The organism is Deltaproteobacteria bacterium, from assembly GCA_005879795.1.
Classification (GTDB): Bacteria; Desulfobacterota; Binatia; order DP-6; family DP-6; genus DP-6.
On record VBKJ01000127.1, the window covers coordinates 19,986 to 39,209 of the forward strand.

Consider the following 19,224-nt stretch of genomic DNA (forward strand, 5'->3'; position numbering starts at 1 on the left):
GTAGGCATGGCGGTGTCGCATGACCAGGCCAGCGCCGCCGGGCGGCCGCTCACCGCAGCCGTCGTCGTCAGCTGGGAGGGCGGGGCGACGACCGACCGCTGCGTCGGGTCGCTGCTAGCGCAGGAGAGCGCCCCGGACGCCGTGCTGGTCGTCGACAACGCCTCGAGTGAGGCCGAACGGGCGAGGCTGCGCGAGGTCTGGGGCGCCCGCGTGCGGCTCATCCTCCTCGATGACAACCGGCAGTTCGCGGGCGGACTGAACGCAGGCGCGCGCGCGGCCTTCGCGGCTGGTGCGGAGCGCGTCCTGCTGCTGAACAACGACACGGTCCTCGCGCCCGACGCGCTCCGCCGGCTCGGGGCGGCGCTCGACGCGGCGCCGGCCGCCGGCATCGCGGGCCCGCTGGTCGTGTACGCGGACCAGCCGGGCCGCATCCTCAGCGCCGGCGAGCGCCATCTCCTTCCGCTCCTCTGCGTACCGCGGACGCTCCTCCGGCATCGACCCGGCGGCGCGACCGGGGCCTATCCGGTCCAGGGCGTGATGGGCTGCGCGATGCTCGTGACGCGCGCGTGCTTCGAGGCGGTCGGCGGCTTCTCGGAGGAGATCGAGGTCTACTACGAGGACGTCGACTTCTGCGTCGGCGCGCGCGCCTGCGGCTTCGGCGCCGTCGTCGAGCCGGGTGCCGTCGTGTACCACGATGGGTTCCGCGGCTTCGTGGCCGGGCTCACGCCGTGGGCGGCGTTCCTGAAGGCGCGCAATCCGTGGCTCCTCGTGCGGCGCCGTGGCGGGCCGGGTACGTGGCTCACGTTCGTGCCGACGTACCTGGTGATGATCGGCGCGAGCGCCACGCTCTACGCGGTCCGCGGACGCGGCGACATCAGCCGCGCGCTGGCGCGCGGCGCCCTCCACGGGCTGCGGGCCGCGGTCGGGGGCCGGCGGACCCCGGCGGGTCCATGAGGATCTGCTTCGTGAGCCAGCAGGTCGCGGACATCCGCACCGGGGTCGGCATGTACGCGAACGAGCTCATCCCGGCGGTGGCGGAAGCCGGTCACCGAACGACGCTCGTCGCCCGAGGGCGAGCACCCGGCTGGAAGGACGTCGACCACCACCCGGTGCCCGCGGTGCCGAGGGACCCGACGCCCGAGGGCTGGCTCTCCTTCGCCTGGATCGCGGCGCGCCGGCTCGGTGCGCTCGGCGGCGCGCGCGCCTTCGACGTGGTCCACTTCCTCGATGCCCGCGAGGCCTTGTTCGCGCGGCGCGCCGACGGCGCCTCGCTCGTCGGGACGGTACACGACTGCTATCTCGCCGCCGCGTCCCCCGACCTTTCGTACTGGCGCAGCCGCTACAGCGACTGGGTGCGCCGCTGGGCCTACCATCGGCTGGCGCGCCGTCTCGAGCGAGCGGCACTTCGCAAGCTCGACGCGCTGATCGCCAACTCCCGCTACGTCGAGCGCCAGGTGGGGGCGGCCTACGCGCTGCCGCCCCGGGCGCTGCGCACGATCTACCACGGCTTCCGCTTCGGCTGGGAGGCGCGGTCGGCTGGCTCGCCGAGCTCGGACGTGCTCTTCGTCGGCGCCAACTTCGAGCGGAAGGGGCTCCCCGGGCTCCTCCGCGCGCTCGCCCGCGTGCGCGAGCGCGTGCCCGACGTCCACCTGCACGTCGCGGGCGACCACCCCTCCAGGCGCCACATGGAAGGCCTCGCGGGCGAACTCGGGCTCGCGGAGCACGTGATCTTCCACGGTTTCCTTCCTCGCGCCGACGTGGCGGCGCTCTATCGGGGGGCCGCCGTGCTGGCGCTTCCGTCCGAGGTGGAGGGCTTCGGCATCACGCTGATGGAGGCGATGCACTCGGGCGTCCCGGTCATCGCGAGCACGGAGGGGGGGAGCGCGGAGCTGGTGCGCGACGGCTGGAACGGGTTCCTGGTGGCGCCCGGCGACGTCGCCGCCCTGGCCGACCGGCTCCTCGTGCTCCTCACCGACGGGCAGCGGCGCGCGGAGATGGCGGCGAACGGACGCGAGACGGCGGGGCGCTACCCGCTCGCACGCATGGTCGCGGAGACGCTTGCCGTCTACCGGGAGGTCGCGTGAGCCGCATCAGCGCGGTCGTCGTCCACTGGCGCGACCCGGCCGCGACGCTCGCCTGCCTCGCGAGCCTCGCCCGGGAGCCCGAGATCGACGTCCTGGTTGTCGACAACGGCTCGCGCCACCCGCTCGCCGTGCCGCCCGGCGTCCGCTGCGTGCGGAGCGAGGAGAACCGCGGCTACGCGGGCGGCGCGAACCTCGGCATCCGCGACGCGCTCGCCCGCCGCGCAGAGGTCGTCCTCCTCCTGAACGACGATGTGCGCGTTCATCCCGGCGCGGCGTGCTCAGCCCTCCGCGTGCTCGACCGGGATCCGCGCGTCGCGGCCGTCGGCGCGAAGGTCCTCGCGCGCGAGGATCCGCAGCGGCTCTGGCTCGCGTGGGGCCGGGTGACGTACCGGCAGAGCCTCGTCGCCCTCTGCGGGGCAGGAGAGCTCGACGGGCCCGCCTACGCCGAGGAGCGGGACGTGGAGTGGATCGCGGGGTGCGCCATGTGGCTCCGCGCCCGTGCGCTCGCCGCGGTCGGCCTCTTCGACGAGGAGTTCTTCGCTTACCACGAGGAGGTGGAGTGGTGCGCGCGGGCGCGCGCGGCGGGATGGCGTGTCGTCTACTGCCCGGACGCCGTGGTGACGCACGGGGGACGGGGGACGTCGAAGGCCGCCGCGTCGGTGCGTGTCCGCAAGTACTTCACGGCCCGGAACATGGTCCTCTACGCACGCCGCCACGCGAGCCCGGTGCAACGCGCGAAGCTCGCCTGCTTCCTGGTCGGCACGCTGCCGCTGCAGCTCCTCTGGAACCTGCCGCGCGGGCGCGCGGGCGAGGTCGTGCTGAAGATGCGCGGCGTGCGCGACGCCCTCACGGGCCGCCGCCCGCCGTTCGAGGCGCTGGGGTTGCGGTGAGCGGCTATCTGGACTCGGCGCGCACGCCGACGTAGCGTGCCCGCCGCCACAGCCGAGGAGGTCTGCCATGGACTTCGAGCCGTCACCCAGGGTGCGCGAGCTCCGGGACCGCATCGCGGAGTTCATGGACCGCCACATCTATCCCGCCGAGGCCGAGATCGCGGCCGAGGCCGACCTGGTCCGGCCCGGCGTGCCGTACCCGCCGACGCTGCTGCCCATCCGGCAGAAGGCCAGGGCGGCCGGCCTCTGGAACCTCTTCCTCCCCGACGAGCAGTACGGCGCCGGGCTCAAGAACTGGGAGTACGGCATCCTCTGCGAGCTGATGGGCCGCAGCCTGGCCGCGCCGGTCGCCTTCAACTGCTCGGCGCCTGACACGGGCAACATCGAGATCCTGGCCGAGTTCGGCACGCCCGAGCAGAAGAAGCGCTGGCTCGAGCCGCTCCTCGAGGGCGAGATCCGGAGCTGCTTCTCGATGACCGAGCCCGAGGTCGCCGGCTCCGACCCGACGCTGCTCCGCACCCGCGCCGTGCGCACCGGCGACCACTGGGTCATCAACGGCCACAAGTGGTTCACCTCGGGCGCCATCGGCGCGAGCGTGGCGATCGTGATGGCGGTCACCGACCCGGAGGCTGCGCCGCATCTCCGCGCCAGCATGCTCGTCGTGCCGATCGACACCCCGGGGCTGAACATCATCCGCCCGGTGCCGGTCATGGGCCACACGGGCGGCGGCGGGCACTGCGAGATCCGCTACGAGGACTGCCGCGTGCCGGCGGCGAGCGTGCTCGGTCCCGTGGGCGCCGGCTTCATGATCGCCCAGGCGCGCCTCGGGCCCGGGCGCATCCACCACTGCATGCGCGCCATCGGCGGCGCCGAGCGCGCGCTCGAGATGATGTGCCGGCGCGCCAACTCCCGCATCGCCTTCGGCGAGCCGCTCGCCAAGAAGCAGTTCGTGCAGGAGATGATCGCCACCTCGCGCATGGAGATCGACCAGGCGCGCCTCCTCTGCCTCCACGCCGCCTGGAAGATGGACACGGTTGGCAAGAAGGAGGCCCGGCAGGAGATCTCGATGATCAAGGTGGTGGCGGCGAACGTCTTCATGAACGTGCTCGACCGTGCCATTCAGGTGCACGGCGCGCTCGGCGTGTCGGACGACACGCCGCTCGCACGCATGTGGCGCGACGGGCGCATGCTCCGGCTCGCCGACGGCCCCGACGAGGTGCACAAGCAGACCATTGCGCGCCGCGAGCTGGCGAGGTTCGCGTCATGAGGTTCGGACTGCAGGTCGGCTTCCCGGACTGGAGGCAGCTCCGCGACGTGGCGCAGGCGGCGGAGGCCCTCGGCTTCCACTCGATCTACTTCCCCGACCACCTCGTGCACGAGGGACCGGAGCGCCAGCGCGACGACCATCCCGCCTACGACCCGATGGTGCAGGCGGCGGTGGCGGTCGAGGCGACCCGGCGCGTCCGCATCGGCCATCTCGTCCTCTGCAACCTCTTCCGCCATCCGGCCGTCACCGCCCGCAGCCTCGCGACGCTCGACGAGCTCTCGGGCGGCCGTCTCGTCGCCGGGCTCGGCGCGGGCTGGACCGAGAGCGAGTTCCGGATGACGGGCATCGCGTTCCCGGACGTGACGACCCGGCTCCGCATGCTCGACGAAGCGCTCGCCTGCCTGCACGGGCTCTGGGGCGGCGACGCGTTCAGCTTCGCGGGCGAGTTCTACCGCTTCCGGGACGCGGCGCTCTTCCCCAAGCCCGCGCAGCGGCCGCACCCGCCGTTCCTCGTGGGCGGGAGCGGCCGCGGGCTCCTGCGTCTCGCCGCCAAGCACGCCGACGAGCTCAACATCATCAGTGCGACCGGGAAGACGGGCTACATCGCGCTCGCCGAGGTGAGCAAGCTGACCGACGAGAGCTTCCGCGCCAAGGTCCGCTTCGCGCGCGAGGAGGCGGCGCGCCACGGCCGCGACGGCAGGTCGATCCGGATCAGCCAGACGATCTTCACCCTCATCCTGACCGACGCCCCGCAGGCCACGCGCGCGATCGCCGAGAACTTCGGCAAGATGCTCGGCCAGGGTCCGGAGGCCGTGCTCCGCTCGCCCCTCTGCCTGATCGGCACCCCCGAGGACTGCGTCGCCGAGCTCGCGCGCCGGGCGCGGGAGTGGGACGTCACGGAGACGATCTTCGCCTACCGCGGCGACGACGTGCTCCGGCGGCTCGGGGAGGAAGTGCTGCCGCGGGTGTAGCCACCCCGCCGCGAGCCGGACTCGACCCGGGGCCCGGCGAGCGGCGCCACCACGCGCGCGTCGCGCGGGCGACCGGCCCGCACCGTCGCCCCCGCGCGTTGCCGGGCTCACGACCCTGTGCTAGTCAACCTCGATTTCGAGGAGGGCGTTTGGCTCGCGACGATCTGATCCAGATCAAGGGCACGATCACCGAGGCGCTCGCCGGGGGGAACTACCGCGTGAAGGGCGACAACGGGATGGAGTTCCTTGCCAAGATCGGCGGGCGCATGCGTCGCTACCACATCCGCGTCATTCCCGGCGATCGGGTGACCATCGCCGTGTCACCCTACGATCCCACCCACGGGCTGATCGTCTTCCGCGGCGGGTAACGCGGGCGCCGGGGCGCCGGCGGCGCCCCGCTCCGTCGCTTGCTACCGGGTACGACGGTCGCTGGCCGCGCGTGTGGCGCGCGGGACCGCGCGGGGGCGCTCGAGGCTCTCCGGGATCGCCTTCGCTTCGGCGAGCCACGCGGCGACCGAGGCGTCCGAGGGCATGCGCCAGTCGCCGCGGGGGGAGAGGGAGCCGCCCGAGCCGACCTTGGGAGCGTCGGGGACGCAGTCGCGCTTGAACTGGTTGGCGAAGAAGCGCTCGAGGAAGACGAGGAGCCAGCGCCGGATCCCGGCCACCGGGTAGCGGCCGCCGAAGGCGTGCAGCGCCATGCGCGCGATGCGCCGCGGGCCGAAGCCGAAGCGCAGGAAGTAGTAGAGGAAGAAGTCGTGCAACTCGTAGGGGCCGATCAGCTCCTCCGAGCGCTGCGCGATCTCGCCGCCGGGGCCGAGGCGCAGGAGCTCGGGGCTGATCGGCGTGGCGAGGACGGCGCGCAGCACGCGCGCCACCTCGGGCTCGTCCCCGAAGATCACCTCCGCCGCCCAGCGGATCAGCTCGGAGACGAGCGTCTTCGGCACGCCAGCGTTTACGCCGTAGTGCGACATGTGGTCGCCGCCGTACGTCGCCCAGCCGAGCGCCAGCTCGGAGAGGTCGCCGGTGCCGAGGTCGATGGCGCCCTCGCGCGAGGTGAGCGCGAAGAGGAGGAACTTCCGCGTCCATGCCTGCACGTTCTCGAAGGTGTGGTCCTCCCGCGCGGGGTCGTGGCCGATCGCCTCGAACACCTGGTCGGCGATCTTCGTGATGTCGATCTCGCGCAGCGTCGCGCCCAGCGCGCGCACCAGCGCGCGGGCGTTGTCGTGGGTCCCGCGCGAGGTTCCGAAGCCGGGCATGGTCACGCCGAAGATGCGCGTGCGGGGCAACCCGAGGAGGTCCATGGCGTGCGCCGCGACCAGGAGCGCCTCGGTCGAGTCCTGGCCGCCCGAGATGCCGATCACCGCCCGCCGCCCGTCCTCCGGCAGCGCGAGCAGCCGCCGCGCGAGCGAGGTCGCCTTGATGAGGAAGATCTCGCGGCAGCGGGCGTCGCGCCGGGCGGGATCGGCGGGTACGAAGGGAAGCGGCGCGATCGTGCGGCGGAATTCGCGGTAGACGGCGGCGCCGCGGCGCTCCTCGGCCCCCGCAGCGGCGACCGTACGGAAGGGGCGCCCGTGCTGGCCCGCGTTCTCGCCCCACGAGGTCTGCCGCATGCGGTCCTCGCGCAGCGCGACCAGATCGACGTCGGTCACCACCGCGGCGCCGTGGAGCGCGAAGCGCTCGGTCTCCGCGACCAGCTCGCCGCGCTCGGCGACCAGCCCGTGGCCATCCCAGGCCAGGTCCGCGGTCGACTCGCCGAAGCCGGCGGCGCTGTACATCTGCACGGCGAGGTTCTTGGCCGCCGAGGAGCGGACCAGCTCCTGCCGGTACTCCCACTTGCCGACGGTCACGTTCGAGGCCGAGAGGTTTGCGAGCACGGTCGCGCCCGCGAGGGCGGCCAGCGTCCCCGGCGGCACCGGCGTCCACAGGTCCTCGCAGATGTCGGTGTGAAGGACGAAGCCGGGCAGACGCGGCGCGGCGACCAGCACGTCCGTGCCGAACGGCACGCGCTCGCCGAGGAGCGGGATCTCCGTCGAGCGCGCATTGGCGGCGGGATGGAACCAGCGCCGCTCGTAGAACTCGCGGTAGTTGGGGGGGAAGGCCTTGGGGGCGACCGCGACGGCGCGCCCGCGGAAGAGGGTCACGGCGCAGTTGAAGAGGAGGTCGTCGACCACGAGTGGCATGCCGACGGACACGATCAGGTTCCACTCCGCCGCCGCCTCCGCCACCCGTGCGAGCGCCGCGAGCGCCGCGGCGAGCAGGGTCTCCTGGAAGAAGAGGTCGGCGCAGCTGTAGCCGGTGAGGCCGAGCTCGGGGCAGAGGGCGTAGTGCGCGCCGTCCCGGTGGACCTGCTCCAGGAGCCGGAGGTGCGCCTCGGTGTTGAAGGCCGGATCCGCGACGCGCACCTCGGGGACACAGACCGCGACGCGGGCGAAGCCGTGGGAGCGGACGTCGAGGAAGTCGTCGGCCATCACTCAGACAATATAGCGTGCCGCCCGGGGTCGGACCAATGACGAGGCCGACGCCAGGAGGTCGAGGTGAGGGTGGGGGTTCGGGCCGGCTTGACGCTCGCGCCCGCCGGCGGGTATCGCCCCCGTGGTGCGCTTCTCGATGAGCGAGATCACGACCCTCGGCTGGTCCTTCGAGCGGGACGTCGAGGCGTTCGCGGCCGCGGGCGCACCCGGGATCGGCGTGTCCGTCCGGAAGCTCGAGGCGGTCGGGGTGACACGCGCCGCGCGACTCATCCGCGAGGCCGGCCTTGCCGTCTCGTGCCTCACCTCGTCGGGCCTGTTCCCGCTCGGCGACCCGCCGGGCGAGCGCCGCGCGCTCGAGCGTGCCCGCGTGCACCTCGCGGCCGCGGCCGAGCTGGGCGCGAGCACCCTCTTCGTGCTGCCCGGACCGCCGGGCGCGCTCTCCTGGGAGGAGGCGGCGGGCCGTGCCCGTCCGCTCGTCGAGGCCCTCCTGCCGGAGGCGGAGGGGGCGCGTGTCCGCCTCGCGCTCGAGCCGGTGAGCCAGCTGCGCATGGACCTCGGCTTCCTCCACTCCTTCGACGAGGCGCTCGACTTCGCCGACGCCTTCGCCTCTGCCTGGCTCGGCGTCGTCCTCGAGCTGAACAATGCCTGGATCGAGCGCCGCCTCTACGAGAACATCCGCCGGCGCGCGGGACGCATCGCCATCGTGCAGGTGAGCGACTTCAAGGTGGGCACCATGTGTGCCAGCGAGCGTGTCGTCATCGGCGACGGCGACATCCCGCTCCGCCGCCTCTGCCGGGCGCTCGCGGATGCCGGCTACGACGGCTGGTACGACATCGAGCTCCTCGGCCCCGCCATCGAGGCGGAGGGCTACGAGGCAGTGCTGCCGCGCGCGATCGCGCGCTTCCGTGCGCTGTGGACCTGAGCGCCTTCCCGGACGGCTTGCCCTCGCGCGGCGGCGGGCGGTAGAGACCGCCATCTCGTTCACGGGAGGGCTCGCATGAGGCTCGAGGACAAGGTCGCGATCATCACCGGCGCGGGGCAGGGGATCGGTGAGGCCTACGCCCGGCGCTTCGCCAAGGAGGGTGCCCGCGTGGTGGTCGCGGACATCAACGCCGAGAAGGGCGCGGCCGTGGCGCGTGACCTCGGGCACGTCTTCGAGCGCGTCGACGTGTCGAGCGAGGACGACACCCAGCGCCTCTGCCGGGCGGTCGCCGACCGGTTCGGGCGCATCGACGTGCTCATCAACAACGCCGCCATCTTCTTCGGCATCGACAACCAGAACACCAGCTACGCGTATCTGCGCAGGATCTTCGACGTGAACTACTTCGGCGCCTGGCTCATGTGCCGCGCCGTCTTCCCGCACATGCGCGACGGCGGGGGCGGCTCGATCATCAACCAGTCCTCGGGCGCGGCTTACGTGCACCCCGAGTATCCGATCGAGAACGAGCTGCCCTCGTTCCACTACAGCGTCACCAAGGCGGCCATGAACGCGATGACGCACTACATGGCCGGCTCGGTCGGCCGGTACAACATCCGCGTGAACGCGATCGCCCCCGGCCCGACGATGACCGAGGCCACCCGGCAGGGCGTCCCCGCGCACTTCCTGGACATGATCATCAACTTCCAGATGGCGATCCATCGCGCACTCGATCCCGACGACCTGACCGGTACGGCGGTCTGGCTCGCCTCGGACGACGCGAAGATGGTGACCGGACAGGTGATCCCGGTGGACGGCGGGATGATCATGCTCGGGTGAGCCGGCTGGAGGGATGGTGCCGCTACACTCCCATCGGAACCCCGGACGACCGCGCGGTGCCGAAGTGGCCGATCGGCGGAGGCGTCAAGCCGTCAGCGGGTGGCACTCAGCGGGCGGGGCGGACGTCTCAGGTCCCCGGCGGCGACCTGCTTGCGCAGCGTCACCACGAGCGCATCGTCGGTGTCGTACTCGGCGGTCGGCCCTTCTTCGATCACGCGCTCCGGCAGGCGGAGGGCTCGGGAGCGGACCGGCCGGCCCTCCGTGTCGCGCGCGAGCACGACCACCTTGCGGCCCGCGAACCGGACCTCCACCGACCCGGGCTCGACGTCCCGGCGCGCGCGGATGCGGAGCTGGACCGCGTCCGGGGTCTCGCTGACCGAGACCGTGAGCGCGCCGGACGCCGGCCCCGAGGCGCGGTCGTCGATCTCCCCCTCCGCGGTTCCGTGCCCGAGCACCGCGAGCAGCAACACGAGAACGCCCGCCACGCGCCACATGCGGCCCCCCGAACGAGACGATGAGGTCGCCTCCCTAGATGGGCTCTGGCGCGCGCCGAGTCAAGCCATACTAGATGACTTCCTCTTCCCGCAGCCGCCCGATCTCCTCCCACGAGTAGCCGAGCACCTCGGTCAGGACCTCCTCGGTGTGCTGCCCGAACTCGGGGGCAGGGAGGCGGATCGACCCGGGGGTTTCGCTGAGGCGCACGGGGAGGCCGACCACCTGCGTCGGCCCGAAGGCCGGGTGCTTGAACGCCGTCACGTACCGGTTCGCCTGCATCTGCGGGTCATCCGGCAGGTCATCGACCGAATTGATGACAGAGTAGATGAAGTCGCCGCCCTCGGCGAGGCGACGGATCCACTCCGCGCGCGGGCGGCGCGCGAACACCTCGTCGAGGAGCGCGATGCACTCGCCCGCGTTCATCATGCGATCGAGCATGGTCGTGAAGCGCGCGTCGGCCGCCGCCTGGGGGATCTCGAGCACCGCGCAGAAACGGGTCCAGTAGCGGTCGGGCTGGAGCATGCTGAGGGCGAGCCACAGGCCATCGCTACACTTGTAGTGGTTCCAGAGCGGGTTGGTAGCGTAGCGCCGCGGCTGGCGGGGAAGCGCGCGGCCGAGCATCAGGCGCGCCGAGAGCCCCAGGCCCTGGAGCCAGGCCATCGAGCCCAGGTGCGAGGCGTCGACCTCCTGGCCGCGGCCGGAGCGCTCGCGCGCGAGGAGGGCTGTGACGATGCCGTAGGCGAGCATGATCGCGCCCATCTGGTCGGCGATGCCGCCCGCGATGGCGAGCGGCTCGTCGTCGGGCTCGCCCGCCGAGTACATGATGCCCGAGCGCGCGAGGCCGAGGTAGTCGAAGGACGGCGCGCCGCTCTCGGGGCCCTCGGGCCCGTAGCCGCTGGCGCTTGCGTAGACGAGGCGCGGGTTGCGGGCGCGGAGCGTGGCCGCGTCGAGTCCGAGGCGCGCCGCCACCCCCTTGCGGAAGTTCTGCACGAACACGTCGGCGCGCTCGGCCAGGCGCTGCACGAGCGCCACGCCCGCGGGCTTCTTCAGGTCGACCGTCAGGCTCCGCTTGTTGCGGTTGTTGGCCTCGAAGTAGAAGTTCGGCCGGTCCCGGAGATCGAGGCCCTGCGCCTTCAGCACGCCGCGCCCCGGGTCGCCCCCGACGCGCTCCTCGATTTTGATGACGTCGGCCCCCAGGTCGCCGAGCATGACCGAGGCGACGGGCCCCTGCTGCCAGATGGTCCAGTCGATGACCCGGGTCCCTTCGAGCGGCATGGGCATCGCGAATGACCTCCGGGCGGGCTCCTCGCACACCCCCGGGCCGGCTGGCAAGCCGGCTCAGCTGCCCCGCAGCACGCGGCGCCGAAAGAGGAGCAGGCCCACCGCCAGGTAGACGGCCCCGTGCGCGAGCAGCACCGCCGTCGCGCCGAGCACGGCGCCGGCCGGCTGCCGGCGGATCATCAGGTCGTTGTATGCCTCCATTGCCCAGGTGGTCGGCAAGGCAAGCGCTGCCCGCCGCATCCAGTCGGGCTCGAGGTCGATCGGCCACCAGCAGCCGCCGACCGCGGCCATGGTCATGATCGCGATCGAGCCGAGCGGCAGCACCGCCTCGCGGCCCGGCGCGGCCGCGGCGACCACCAGGCCGAAGGCGGTGCCCGCGAACACGATGCCCGCGGTGGGGAGGAAGAGCGCCCATGGCTCGGGGCCGAGCGAGACGCCGAAGGCGAGCCGCCCGACGACGAAGAGGAGCGCCATCTGCACCAACCCCACCGCCGCACGCGCCGCGAGCTTCGCGACCAGGACGGCCGTGAGCGGTATCGGCGTCGTGCGCACGCGCTCGAGCGTGCCCCACTCGTCCTCGTCGAGAAGGCCGAGCGATACCCCGAGCAGCACGCCGAGGAGGAGGAAGGTGACGCCGAACCCGGGCACGTTCTGATCGAAGGTGTTGAGCCGGCGCGGCGCGCCGGTGACGCTGGTCTCCTCGAGCGCGAGGGGCCCGGGCAGGCGGCCGGCAGGCGGCTCGGGGAGCGCCGGGAGGTCGAGCGAGGGCGCGGCCGGCAACGCCGGCGGCGCCAGGGGCGGGAGCGCCGGCGCGCCGTCGGGGGCCACCAGGCGCGCCGCGACCGCATCGGGGTCCGCGCTCGCCAGCTCCTCGAGCGCGGGCGGCACCCGCGGCGGCTCGGGTGGCGGCGGGACGCGGTCGGCGAAATGCCCGGCTCGCTCGCGCACGGCCGCGAGCCACTCGGCGAAGGCCTGCCGCTTGGCGGCCAGCTCGGCCAGGAACGCGCGCAGCGGTGCCAGCGCCGCGGCGAGGCGGGCGCGCGCCGCGGCCTGTCGCTCCGCGAGCGCCGCGCGCAGCTCGCGCTCCGCAGCGGCCCTCCGCCGCTCGGCGTCTGCCCGCATCGCCTCGAGGCGCGCGCCGAGATCGTCGAGCGCACGGTGGAGGTCGTCGGCGGCGTGCACGAAGCGCGCCCGCGCGTCCGCCGCCTGGGCGCGGGCCGCGTCGAGCTCGTGCCGGGCGCGCTCGACCGCAGCCGCCTCGAGCCCGTGGCGCAGTTCCTGCGCCAGGGCGCGCACGTAGGCGACGTCCACCGTCTTCACGGGGTCGGTCAGGAGGACGAGCGCCGCGGCGCGCCCCCCGCCGACCGCCTCCGACGCCCCCGCGGGGACGACGAGCGCCGCCGCCGCCCGCTTCGCCTGCACGAGCGCGCGCGCCGCCTCGGCCGTCGCGACCGGGCGCGCCCGGACCGACGGCTCGTCCGCGAGTCGCTCGCGCACCGCCCGCCCGACCCAGCCGCCGTCCTCGTCGGCGACCGGCAGGACGGGTGCCGTGCCGCCGCGCGGCTCGGCGCCATAGAGCGTTGCGAGCGAGAGGCCCGCGACCGAGATCACCACGATCGGGGCGACGGTCAGGAACACGAGCCCCACGCGGTCCCGCGCCAGCAACCGGAGGTCCTTCCCGAGCGCCGCGGCGAGGCCGGCGAGCATCAGGCGGAGGCGGCCGGCGCGTCCTCGTCGCGGAGCGCGCGGCCGGTGAGCGCGAAGAACGCGTCGGCGAGGCTCGGGCGGACGAGCGCCATCTCGAGGACGTCGCCGCCGGCGCGCAGCGCGGCGGCGAGGATCGCCGGCGCGGTCGCCGTGTCCGTCACCGCGATGGTGGTCTCGGGAGCGGAGGGGTCGGCGAGCGTCGCGCCCGCGACGCCCGCGAGCCACCCGGGCGGCAACGGGCGCCCGGTGCGCAGGCGCAGGATCGGCCTCAGGCCCGCGCCCGCCACCAGCGCCGCCGGCGTCCCGGCGGCGACCACGCGACCCCTGTCGAGCAGCACCACACGCGCGCACAGACGCTCCGCTTCCTCCATCTGGTGCGTGCTGTAGAGGACGGCCGCGCCGCCGCGTGCGAGCGTCTCGATCGCCTCGAAGATGCGCTCGCGCGACTGCGGATCGACGCCCACGACCGGCTCGTCGAGGAGCACGACCGCAGGCCGGTGGAGGATGCCGCAGGCGAGGTTCAGGCGCCGACGCATCCCGCCCGAGAGCCACGCGACCGGCTCGTGGGCGCGCGTGGCGAGGCCGACCAGGTCGAGCGCCGCGGCCGCGCTCCGCGCCGCCTCCGCTCTCCCGAGCCCGAAGGCGCGCGCGAAGAAGCGCAGGTTCTCGCGCGCCCCGAGCGTCGGGTAGACCGCGACCTGCTGCGGGACGAGGCCGAGCGCGCGGCGGGCGCGGGCGGCGCCGGCCGGGAGCGCGTGGCCCGCCACCGCGACCCGTCCCGCGTCGAAGCGGAGCAGGGTGGCGAGGACGCCGAGCGTCGTCGACTTGCCGGCGCCGTTGGGGCCGAGGAGCCCGACGATCTCGCCCGCGGCGACCTCGAAGGAGACGCCGCCGAGCGCGAGCTGCGCACCGTAACTCTTGCGGAGCGCCTCGACTAGGATCGGGGGAGCCACGCGGCGAGCGACATATTGACACGCCGGGAGGCTCCGTCCATAGGCCCGGCCATGCGCATCCTCCTCCTCGCCATGCCGGACACCGCGTCCTCGCTCGATCGCGTGATGAAGTTCCCGAACCTCGGGCTGTGCACGATCGCAGCCGAGGTGCCGGAGCACGAGGTGCGCATCCTGGACCTGGTGCTGCACCCCCGGGGCGTGCGGCGGCGTGTCCTCGAGGAGGTGGCCGCGTTCCAGCCGGACCTGGTCGGCTACTCGGCGATGTCGTTCCAGTACGAGACGGCGCGCATCCTGGCCGAGGCCGTGCGCGCGGCCGCGCCCGGCACGCTCCACGTGCTGGGCGGCTACCACGCCACCGTGCTCGCCGACCGGGTCGCGGCGCGGGACGGCCGGGTCTTCGACTTCATCGTGCGGGGCGAGGGCGAGCGCGCCTTCCGGCAGCTCGCCGACGTGCTGGTCGGCGGGGGCGACCTGGCCGCGATACCGGGGCTCTCGTGGCGCGGGGCCCGGGGCTGGCGCCACAACCCCGCCGGCGAGCTGCTGGCGCTCGACTCGCTGCCGCTCCCGCGCCGCACGGCGCGGGCGTGGGACGGTGCGTTCTATTTCGACCGGAGCTTCGACGTCGCCGAGACGACGCGCGGCTGCCCGCTGCCGTGCACCTTCTGTTCCATCCGCCGCATGTACGGGCGCACGTTCCGCAGGTTCCCCCTCGCGCGCGTGATCGCGGACCTGCGCGCGCTCGACCGCCGCGCCGTGCGCGGCGTCTTCTTCGTCGACGACAACGTCACGATCGACGTGCCGCGCTTCAAGGAGCTGTGCGAGGAGATCGTGGCGGCGGGCCTCTCGCACCTGCGCTACGTCGTGCAGGCCTCGGTGCACGGCATCGCCAAGGACCCGACGCTGGCGCCCGCCATGGCGCGCGCCGGCTTCGACACCGTCTTCATGGGCATCGAGAACGCCGAGGACGCGAACGTGGCCGCGCTCGAGATCCGGCCGAAGCTCGGCCGGGGCGAGAACGAGACGCCGCGCGCCGTCCGCCTCCTCCGGGAGAACGGCATCAAGGCGGTGGGCGGCTTCATCGTCGGCAACCCGGACGACGACCGCGCCGCCATCAGCCGCACCTTCCGCTACGCGCGCCGGCTCGGGCTCGACTTCCCGATCGTGCAGTGTCTCACGCCCTACCCGCGTACCGAGATGCGGGCGGAGCTGCTCGCCGCGGGGCTGGTGACGAACCCCGACGATCTCACGCGCTACAACGGCTACATGGTGAACGTGCGCACGCGCCACCTGACCAGCGCCGAGATCGCGCGCGCCATGCTGTGGGAGAGCGTGAAGCTCTACTACGACCCGCGCGCGGCGCGGCGGAGCCGCTTCTTCCGCGACTTCCCGGCGTTCCGCGGGAAGATGCTCCTGAACAACCTGGCGCTCTTCGCGGGCGCGCGAAACCGCCTCTTCCGCTCGACGCACACCCTCTGAGCGCTCCGCGAGCGTCCAGGAGGGCGGGCCCCGCGCCCGTCCTGCGCGCCGGCTCAGCGCGGGAACTGGGCCAGGAAGTGCGCCGCCGGACCCTCGGTCGAGAGGCGTCTCGCGGAGCGGCCCTCGGCCTGCAGGAAGAGGGCCGGGTAGCCCCGCGAGCCGTAATCCTTCTCGAGCCGGCGCTCGGCCGCGCCGTGCTCGGGGTTGATGCGCACCTTCAGGTAGTCTTTCAGGCGCGAGGTCACCTCGCCCGACTCGAGCAGCTGGTCGAGCGTGCGGCAGTGCGGGCACCAGTCGGTGCGGAAGTAGATCAGCACGGGGCCGCCGTCCGAGCGTTGCCGGCGGACCGTATACTGGTAGCCGGCGCTGTCCTCGTACCAGGACCAGGACGCGCAGGCCGGGCGCACCATGGCAGACGCGAGCGCGATCCCGATCGCCAGCGCGCGCACGGTCCCTCTCGCCTTCGGCGTCATCGGGTCACCTCTCCCCCCAGCACGGCCAGTCGGTACCGGCTCACGAGCGCTCCCTTAAAGGAGGAGACCGTCGCGGAGTCAAGGGCGCGGCCACGCTTGACCGCGCGGCGTCAGTCGATAGAAGCGGGCGCGATGCGAGTCCTGGTGACGGGAGGGACGGGCTTCATCGGCGCTGCCCTCTGCCATGCTCTCACCGGGGCGGGGCACGCGGTGACCGTGGTCACGCGCGATCCGGCGCACATCGCCGCCGCCGCGATCGGCTGGGAGCGGGTGAGCGCGGCCGTCCGGGAGACCGACGCGCTCGTCAACCTGGCCGGCGAGCCCCTCGGGAGCCGGCGTTGGAGCGTGCGGCAGAAGGAGCTCATCCGCCAGAGCCGCGTGCTCGCGACCCGTACGCTCGTGGATGCCATCGCGGGCGCCGAGCCGCGACCGAGGGTCCTGGTGAACGCCTCCGCAGTCGGCTACTACGGGCCGCGCGACGACGAGCCGCTCGACGAGAGCGCTGGCCCCGGAGCGGGCTTCCTGGCCGACGTGTGCCGGGCGTGGGAGCAGGAAGCGCTCAGGGCGGAGGACCTCGGGCTCCGCGTGGTGCGGCTCCGCCTGGGGGTCGTGCTGGCGGCGGACGGCGGCGCGCTCGCGCGCATGCTGCCGCCCTTCCGCGCCTTCGTCGGGGGCCCGATCGGGAGTGGCCGGCAGTGGATGTCCTGGATCCACCGCGACGACGTGACCGGCATCGTGGTCGATGCGCTCGCCAACGACGGCTACCACGGTCCGGTGAACGCGACCGCGCCGCAGCCGGTCACCAACCGCGACTTCGCGAAGCTGCTCGGCCGGACGCTGGCGCGCCCCGTCTGGCTGCCGACGCCGGCCTTCGCGCTACGCCTCGCACTCGGCGAGATGGCCGAGCTGCTCCTCAGCGGCCAGCGTGTGCTCCCGGGCATCGCCGAGCGCCTCGCCTATCAGTGGCGCTACCCGGAGCTGAGCGGCGCGCTGCGCGCGAGCGTCCGGCGGTAGGGCGAGGGGTCTCTCGTCAGCACGCGGCTCGCGCGATCGAGTGCGGGTCTATGCGCATGAGCCGAACAGCCGCTCATCGCTTGCGCACCAGCGTGAGGCCGTCCGCGACGGGCAGCATCACCCTGTCGACGCGCTCGTCGCGCGCGAGCAGGTCGTTGAGCGCCCGGAGGGCCACCGTCTCCTCGGAGGTGTCGCTCGGGTCGATCACGGCTCCGCCCCAGAGGACGTTGTCGAAGCCGATGACGCCCCCCGGACGCAGGCGCGGCAGGAGCTCCTCGTAGTAGGCGCGGTACCCGGTCTTGTCGGCGTCGATGAAGGCGAGGTCGATCTCGGGCGTGTGCGGGAGGGCGCGCACGGTCTCGAGGGCGGGCGCGAGGCGGAGCGTGATGCGCTCGGCGAGGCCGGCGCGCGCGAAGGAGCGGCGCGCGATCGCCGTCCACTCCTCGTTCAGGTCGCAGCAGAGGAGGGTGCCGTCCGGCGCGAGGCCGCGCGCGATCGAGATCGCGCTGTAGCCGGTGAAGGTCCCGATCTCGACCGCGCGCCGCGCGCCGAGCACGCGGGCGAGGAAGGTGAGGAACGCGCCCTGCTCGACCGCGATCTGCATGACGCTGATCGGGCCCAGCGCGGCGGTCTCGGCCGCGAGGTCGCGCAGCACCGGATCGGGCGGCGGGTTGTGGGCCACGAGGTACTCGTAGAGCTCGGGTGTGAGAGCCGTGAACTTCTCCTGCATGGCGCGGCCATAGCATCGGGCCGGAGCCGACGGAAGCGCACGCCGGTTGACTTGAGCGCGGCGGCTGGACGACACTCGTCGCTTCATGCCGCACGTGCGGATCGGCCAGCTCGAGCTCTTCCACGAGACCGACGGCGCGGGGGAGCCCGTGCTCCTCCTGATGGGGCTGGGCGGCGATCACCACGCCTGGGGCGCCGTGCGCCGCGAGCTCGCGCGCCGCCACCGCCTCGTGCTCCTCGACAACCGCGACGCGGGGGCGAGCGACGAGGCGCAGGCGTCCTACGGCACCGCCGACATGGCGGCCGACGCGCTCGGCGTGATGGACCACCTCGGCATCGAGCGCTTGCACGTGGTGGGCGCATCGATGGGTGGCGCGATCGCCCAGCACCTGGCGCTGCAGGCGCCCACCCGCGTCGCGACGCTGACGCTCATCAGCACCTGGGGGCGGACCGACGCCTTCCTCGCCGTCATCCTCGCCACCTGGCGGCTGGTGGTCGAGCGGCTCTCGCCCGAGGAGTTCCTGGCCGCGCTCGCGCCCTGGGCCTTCACCTACCGCTGCCTCGAGGCGCCGCCCCCCGAGGTCGCGGCGCTCCAGGCGGCGGCGCGCGAGGGCGGGTTCCTCAGGTCGGTGGCCGGTTACCAGCGGCAGGTGGACGCGTGCCTGGCGCACGACGCCCTCGGCCTGCTGTCCCTCCTGCGCACCCCGAGCCTCGTCCTCGTCGGCGAGGACGACATCCTGACGCCGCCGCGCTACGCGCGCGCACTCGCCGCGGCGCTGCCGCGCGGCGAGGTCGCGGTGCTGCCGGCGACCGGCCACGCCTGCTTCCTCGAGACCCCGAAGCCCCTCGCGGAGCGCGTGCTGCGCTTCCTCGCCCGCCACCCGCTCGCGGCATGAGCCGGCTCGCCGGGCGCGTCGCGATCGTCACCGGCGCCGCGAACGGCATCGGCCGCGCCATCGCCGAGCGCTTCGCGGCCGAGGGGGCGGCGGTGCTGCTCGCCGACGTCGCCGCCGAGGCGGGTGCGGCGGCCGCGGCCGCGATCCGCGCGCGCGGCGGGCAGGCGGAGTTCATCGCGACCGACGTCACCCGTGAGGCGGATGTCACGGCCATGATCGGCGGCGCGGTCGAGCGCCTGGGGAGGCTCGACATCCTCGTCAACAACGCCGGAGCGGGGCGCTTCGTGCCCTTCGAGCGCCTAGAGCCCGCCGAATGGGACCGGCTCCTGGCGGTCAACCTGCGCGCGGTCTACCTGGGCTGCCGCCACGCGCTGCCGGCGCTCCGCCGGGGCGGTGGCGGGGCGATCCTCAACCTGGCCTCGCAGTCCGCGCTCCAGGGCCAGGTGATGAACGAGGCGTACTGCGCCGCCAAGGCGGGCGTCGTCCTGCTGACGCGCTCGCTCGCCCGGGAGCTGGCGCCCGAGGGCATCCGCGTCAACTGTCTCTGCCCGGGCGGCACCGACACGGCGATGCTGCGCGGCTTCGTGGCGAGCGCGCCGGTGCCGGAAGCCGGCATGGCCGCCCTCGCCGCGCGCTCGCCGATGGGGCGCCTGGCGCGCCCCGAGGAGATCGCCGCCGCGGCGCTCTTCCTGGTCTCGGACGACGCCTCGTTCGTGACCGGCGTGGCCCTCCCGGTCGACGGGGGCGCGACCGCATGAGCC

Annotated in this window: 19 protein-coding genes; 12 read left to right on the plus strand and 7 right to left on the minus strand. The window is 73.7% G+C overall.

Annotation, left to right across the window (positions count from 1 at the left end):
- Positions 1-6 precede the first annotated feature (6 nt).
- From E6J59_06645 to infA, 6 genes are all read left to right on the plus strand, one after another.
- Positions 7-954, plus strand: coding sequence for a glycosyltransferase family 2 protein (locus E6J59_06645; GenBank protein TMB20962.1), 948 nt, complete (start codon positions 7-9; stop codon positions 952-954).
- A complete protein-coding gene (locus E6J59_06650) occupies positions 951-2,084 on the plus strand; it encodes a glycosyltransferase family 4 protein (protein TMB20963.1) in 1,134 nt (377 codons plus the stop codon). The genes E6J59_06645 and E6J59_06650 overlap by 4 nt, the downstream gene beginning before the upstream one ends.
- On the plus strand, positions 2,081-2,974 hold the full coding sequence (locus E6J59_06655) for a glycosyltransferase family 2 protein (protein TMB20964.1): 894 nt from the start codon (positions 2,081-2,083) through the stop codon (positions 2,972-2,974). The genes E6J59_06650 and E6J59_06655 overlap by 4 nt, the downstream gene beginning before the upstream one ends.
- 67 nt (positions 2,975-3,041) lie before the next feature.
- Positions 3,042-4,241: an acyl-CoA dehydrogenase gene (locus E6J59_06660; GenBank protein ID TMB20965.1), complete on the plus strand. Its 1,200-nt coding sequence runs from the start codon at positions 3,042-3,044 to the stop codon at positions 4,239-4,241.
- A complete protein-coding gene (locus E6J59_06665) occupies positions 4,238-5,212 on the plus strand; it encodes an LLM class flavin-dependent oxidoreductase (GenBank protein TMB20966.1) in 975 nt (324 codons plus the stop codon). Before E6J59_06660 ends, E6J59_06665 begins: the two co-directional genes overlap by 4 nt.
- A 149-nt stretch (positions 5,213-5,361) precedes the next feature.
- Positions 5,362-5,580 carry a translation initiation factor IF-1 gene (gene infA, locus E6J59_06670; protein ID TMB20967.1) on the plus strand — a complete coding sequence of 73 codons (219 nt, stop codon included), beginning with the start codon at positions 5,362-5,364 and terminating at the stop codon, positions 5,578-5,580.
- Between the two features lie 42 nt (positions 5,581-5,622).
- Here infA and E6J59_06675 read toward each other — a convergent pair whose 3' ends face one another.
- Entirely contained in the window at positions 5,623-7,680 is a 2,058-nt protein-coding gene (locus E6J59_06675) for an NAD(+) synthase (GenBank protein TMB20968.1), read from the minus strand.
- Positions 7,681-7,804: 124 nt separating this feature from the next.
- On the opposite strand from E6J59_06675, the gene E6J59_06680 reads away from it, so the two are divergent.
- Positions 7,805-8,605, plus strand: a complete 801-nt coding sequence (locus E6J59_06680; protein ID TMB20969.1) for a sugar phosphate isomerase/epimerase — start codon at positions 7,805-7,807, stop codon at positions 8,603-8,605.
- Between the two features lie 75 nt (positions 8,606-8,680).
- Positions 8,681-9,439: an SDR family oxidoreductase gene (locus tag E6J59_06685; protein ID TMB20970.1), complete on the plus strand. Its 759-nt coding sequence runs from the start codon at positions 8,681-8,683 to the stop codon at positions 9,437-9,439.
- A gap of 92 nt (positions 9,440-9,531) precedes the next feature.
- On the opposite strand, the gene E6J59_06690 is transcribed toward E6J59_06685, so the two are convergent.
- From E6J59_06690 to E6J59_06705, 4 genes are all read right to left on the minus strand, one after another.
- Positions 9,532-9,933 carry a hypothetical protein gene (locus E6J59_06690; GenBank protein ID TMB20971.1) on the minus strand — a complete coding sequence of 134 codons (402 nt, stop codon included), beginning with the start codon at positions 9,931-9,933 and terminating at the stop codon, positions 9,532-9,534.
- 70 nt (positions 9,934-10,003) lie between these two features.
- The gene (locus E6J59_06695) at positions 10,004-11,215 is read right to left on the minus strand and encodes a CoA transferase (protein TMB20972.1); all 1,212 of its coding nucleotides are present in this window, start codon (positions 11,213-11,215) and stop codon (positions 10,004-10,006) included.
- A 57-nt stretch (positions 11,216-11,272) separates the two neighbouring features.
- Positions 11,273-12,922, minus strand: coding sequence for a hypothetical protein (locus E6J59_06700; protein TMB20973.1), 1,650 nt, complete (start codon positions 12,920-12,922; stop codon positions 11,273-11,275).
- The gene (locus E6J59_06705; GenBank protein TMB20974.1) at positions 12,922-14,064 is read right to left on the minus strand and encodes an ABC transporter ATP-binding protein; all 1,143 of its coding nucleotides are present in this window, start codon (positions 14,062-14,064) and stop codon (positions 12,922-12,924) included. Before E6J59_06705 ends, E6J59_06700 begins: the two co-directional genes overlap by 1 nt.
- On the opposite strand from E6J59_06705, the gene E6J59_06710 reads away from it, so the two are divergent.
- A complete protein-coding gene (locus E6J59_06710) occupies positions 13,927-15,351 on the plus strand; it encodes a B12-binding domain-containing radical SAM protein (GenBank protein TMB20975.1) in 1,425 nt (474 codons plus the stop codon). The two genes, E6J59_06705 and E6J59_06710, sit on opposite strands and share 138 nt — an antisense overlap.
- Positions 15,352-15,404: 53 nt before the next feature.
- Here the strand turns inward: E6J59_06710 and E6J59_06715 are convergent, their stop codons facing one another.
- A complete protein-coding gene (locus E6J59_06715; GenBank protein TMB20976.1) occupies positions 15,405-15,824 on the minus strand; it encodes a hypothetical protein in 420 nt (139 codons plus the stop codon).
- Positions 15,825-15,956: 132 nt separating this feature from the next.
- Here E6J59_06715 and E6J59_06720 point away from each other — a divergent pair, with 132 nt between their 5' ends.
- Positions 15,957-16,838 (plus strand): TIGR01777 family protein, encoded by an 882-nt coding sequence (locus tag E6J59_06720; protein ID TMB20977.1) that lies wholly within the window; start codon positions 15,957-15,959, stop codon positions 16,836-16,838.
- Positions 16,839-16,911: 73 nt separating this feature from the next.
- On the opposite strand, the gene E6J59_06725 is transcribed toward E6J59_06720, so the two are convergent.
- Positions 16,912-17,568 carry an SAM-dependent methyltransferase gene (locus E6J59_06725; protein ID TMB20978.1) on the minus strand — a complete coding sequence of 219 codons (657 nt, stop codon included), beginning with the start codon at positions 17,566-17,568 and terminating at the stop codon, positions 16,912-16,914.
- A gap of 85 nt (positions 17,569-17,653) precedes the next feature.
- On the opposite strand from E6J59_06725, the gene E6J59_06730 reads away from it, so the two are divergent.
- Positions 17,654-18,463 (plus strand): alpha/beta fold hydrolase, encoded by an 810-nt coding sequence (locus E6J59_06730; protein ID TMB20979.1) that lies wholly within the window; start codon positions 17,654-17,656, stop codon positions 18,461-18,463.
- Positions 18,460-19,221: an SDR family oxidoreductase gene (locus E6J59_06735; GenBank protein TMB20980.1), complete on the plus strand. Its 762-nt coding sequence runs from the start codon at positions 18,460-18,462 to the stop codon at positions 19,219-19,221. The genes E6J59_06730 and E6J59_06735 overlap by 4 nt, the downstream gene beginning before the upstream one ends.
- Positions 19,222-19,224 lie beyond the last annotated feature (3 nt).

What these genes read in the sequence shown, in the direction of transcription:
- E6J59_06660 (TMB20965.1), top strand. Translation starts at nt 3,042, where the DNA reads ATGGACTTCGAGCCGTCACCCAGGGTGCGCGAGCTCCGGGACCGCATC.
- E6J59_06725 (TMB20978.1), bottom strand. Translation starts at nt 17,568, where the DNA reads ATGCAGGAGAAGTTCACGGCTCTCACACCCGAGCTCTACGAGTACCTC.
- E6J59_06675 (TMB20968.1), bottom strand. Translation starts at nt 7,680, where the DNA reads ATGGCCGACGACTTCCTCGACGTCCGCTCCCACGGCTTCGCCCGCGTC.
- E6J59_06730 (TMB20979.1), top strand. Translation starts at nt 17,654, where the DNA reads ATGCCGCACGTGCGGATCGGCCAGCTCGAGCTCTTCCACGAGACCGAC.
- E6J59_06735 (TMB20980.1), top strand. Translation starts at nt 18,460, where the DNA reads ATGAGCCGGCTCGCCGGGCGCGTCGCGATCGTCACCGGCGCCGCGAAC.
- E6J59_06700 (TMB20973.1), bottom strand. Translation starts at nt 12,922, where the DNA reads ATGCTCGCCGGCCTCGCCGCGGCGCTCGGGAAGGACCTCCGGTTGCTG.
- E6J59_06720 (TMB20977.1), top strand. Translation starts at nt 15,957, where the DNA reads ATGCGAGTCCTGGTGACGGGAGGGACGGGCTTCATCGGCGCTGCCCTC.
- E6J59_06695 (TMB20972.1), bottom strand. Translation starts at nt 11,215, where the DNA reads ATGCCCATGCCGCTCGAAGGGACCCGGGTCATCGACTGGACCATCTGG.
- E6J59_06715 (TMB20976.1), bottom strand. Translation starts at nt 15,824, where the DNA reads ATGACGCCGAAGGCGAGAGGGACCGTGCGCGCGCTGGCGATCGGGATC.
- E6J59_06710 (TMB20975.1), top strand. Translation starts at nt 13,927, where the DNA reads ATGCGCATCCTCCTCCTCGCCATGCCGGACACCGCGTCCTCGCTCGAT.
- E6J59_06650 (TMB20963.1), top strand. Translation starts at nt 951, where the DNA reads ATGAGGATCTGCTTCGTGAGCCAGCAGGTCGCGGACATCCGCACCGGG.
- E6J59_06645 (TMB20962.1), top strand. Translation starts at nt 7, where the DNA reads ATGGCGGTGTCGCATGACCAGGCCAGCGCCGCCGGGCGGCCGCTCACC.
- E6J59_06665 (TMB20966.1), top strand. Translation starts at nt 4,238, where the DNA reads ATGAGGTTCGGACTGCAGGTCGGCTTCCCGGACTGGAGGCAGCTCCGC.
- E6J59_06690 (TMB20971.1), bottom strand. Translation starts at nt 9,933, where the DNA reads ATGTGGCGCGTGGCGGGCGTTCTCGTGTTGCTGCTCGCGGTGCTCGGG.
- E6J59_06685 (TMB20970.1), top strand. Translation starts at nt 8,681, where the DNA reads ATGAGGCTCGAGGACAAGGTCGCGATCATCACCGGCGCGGGGCAGGGG.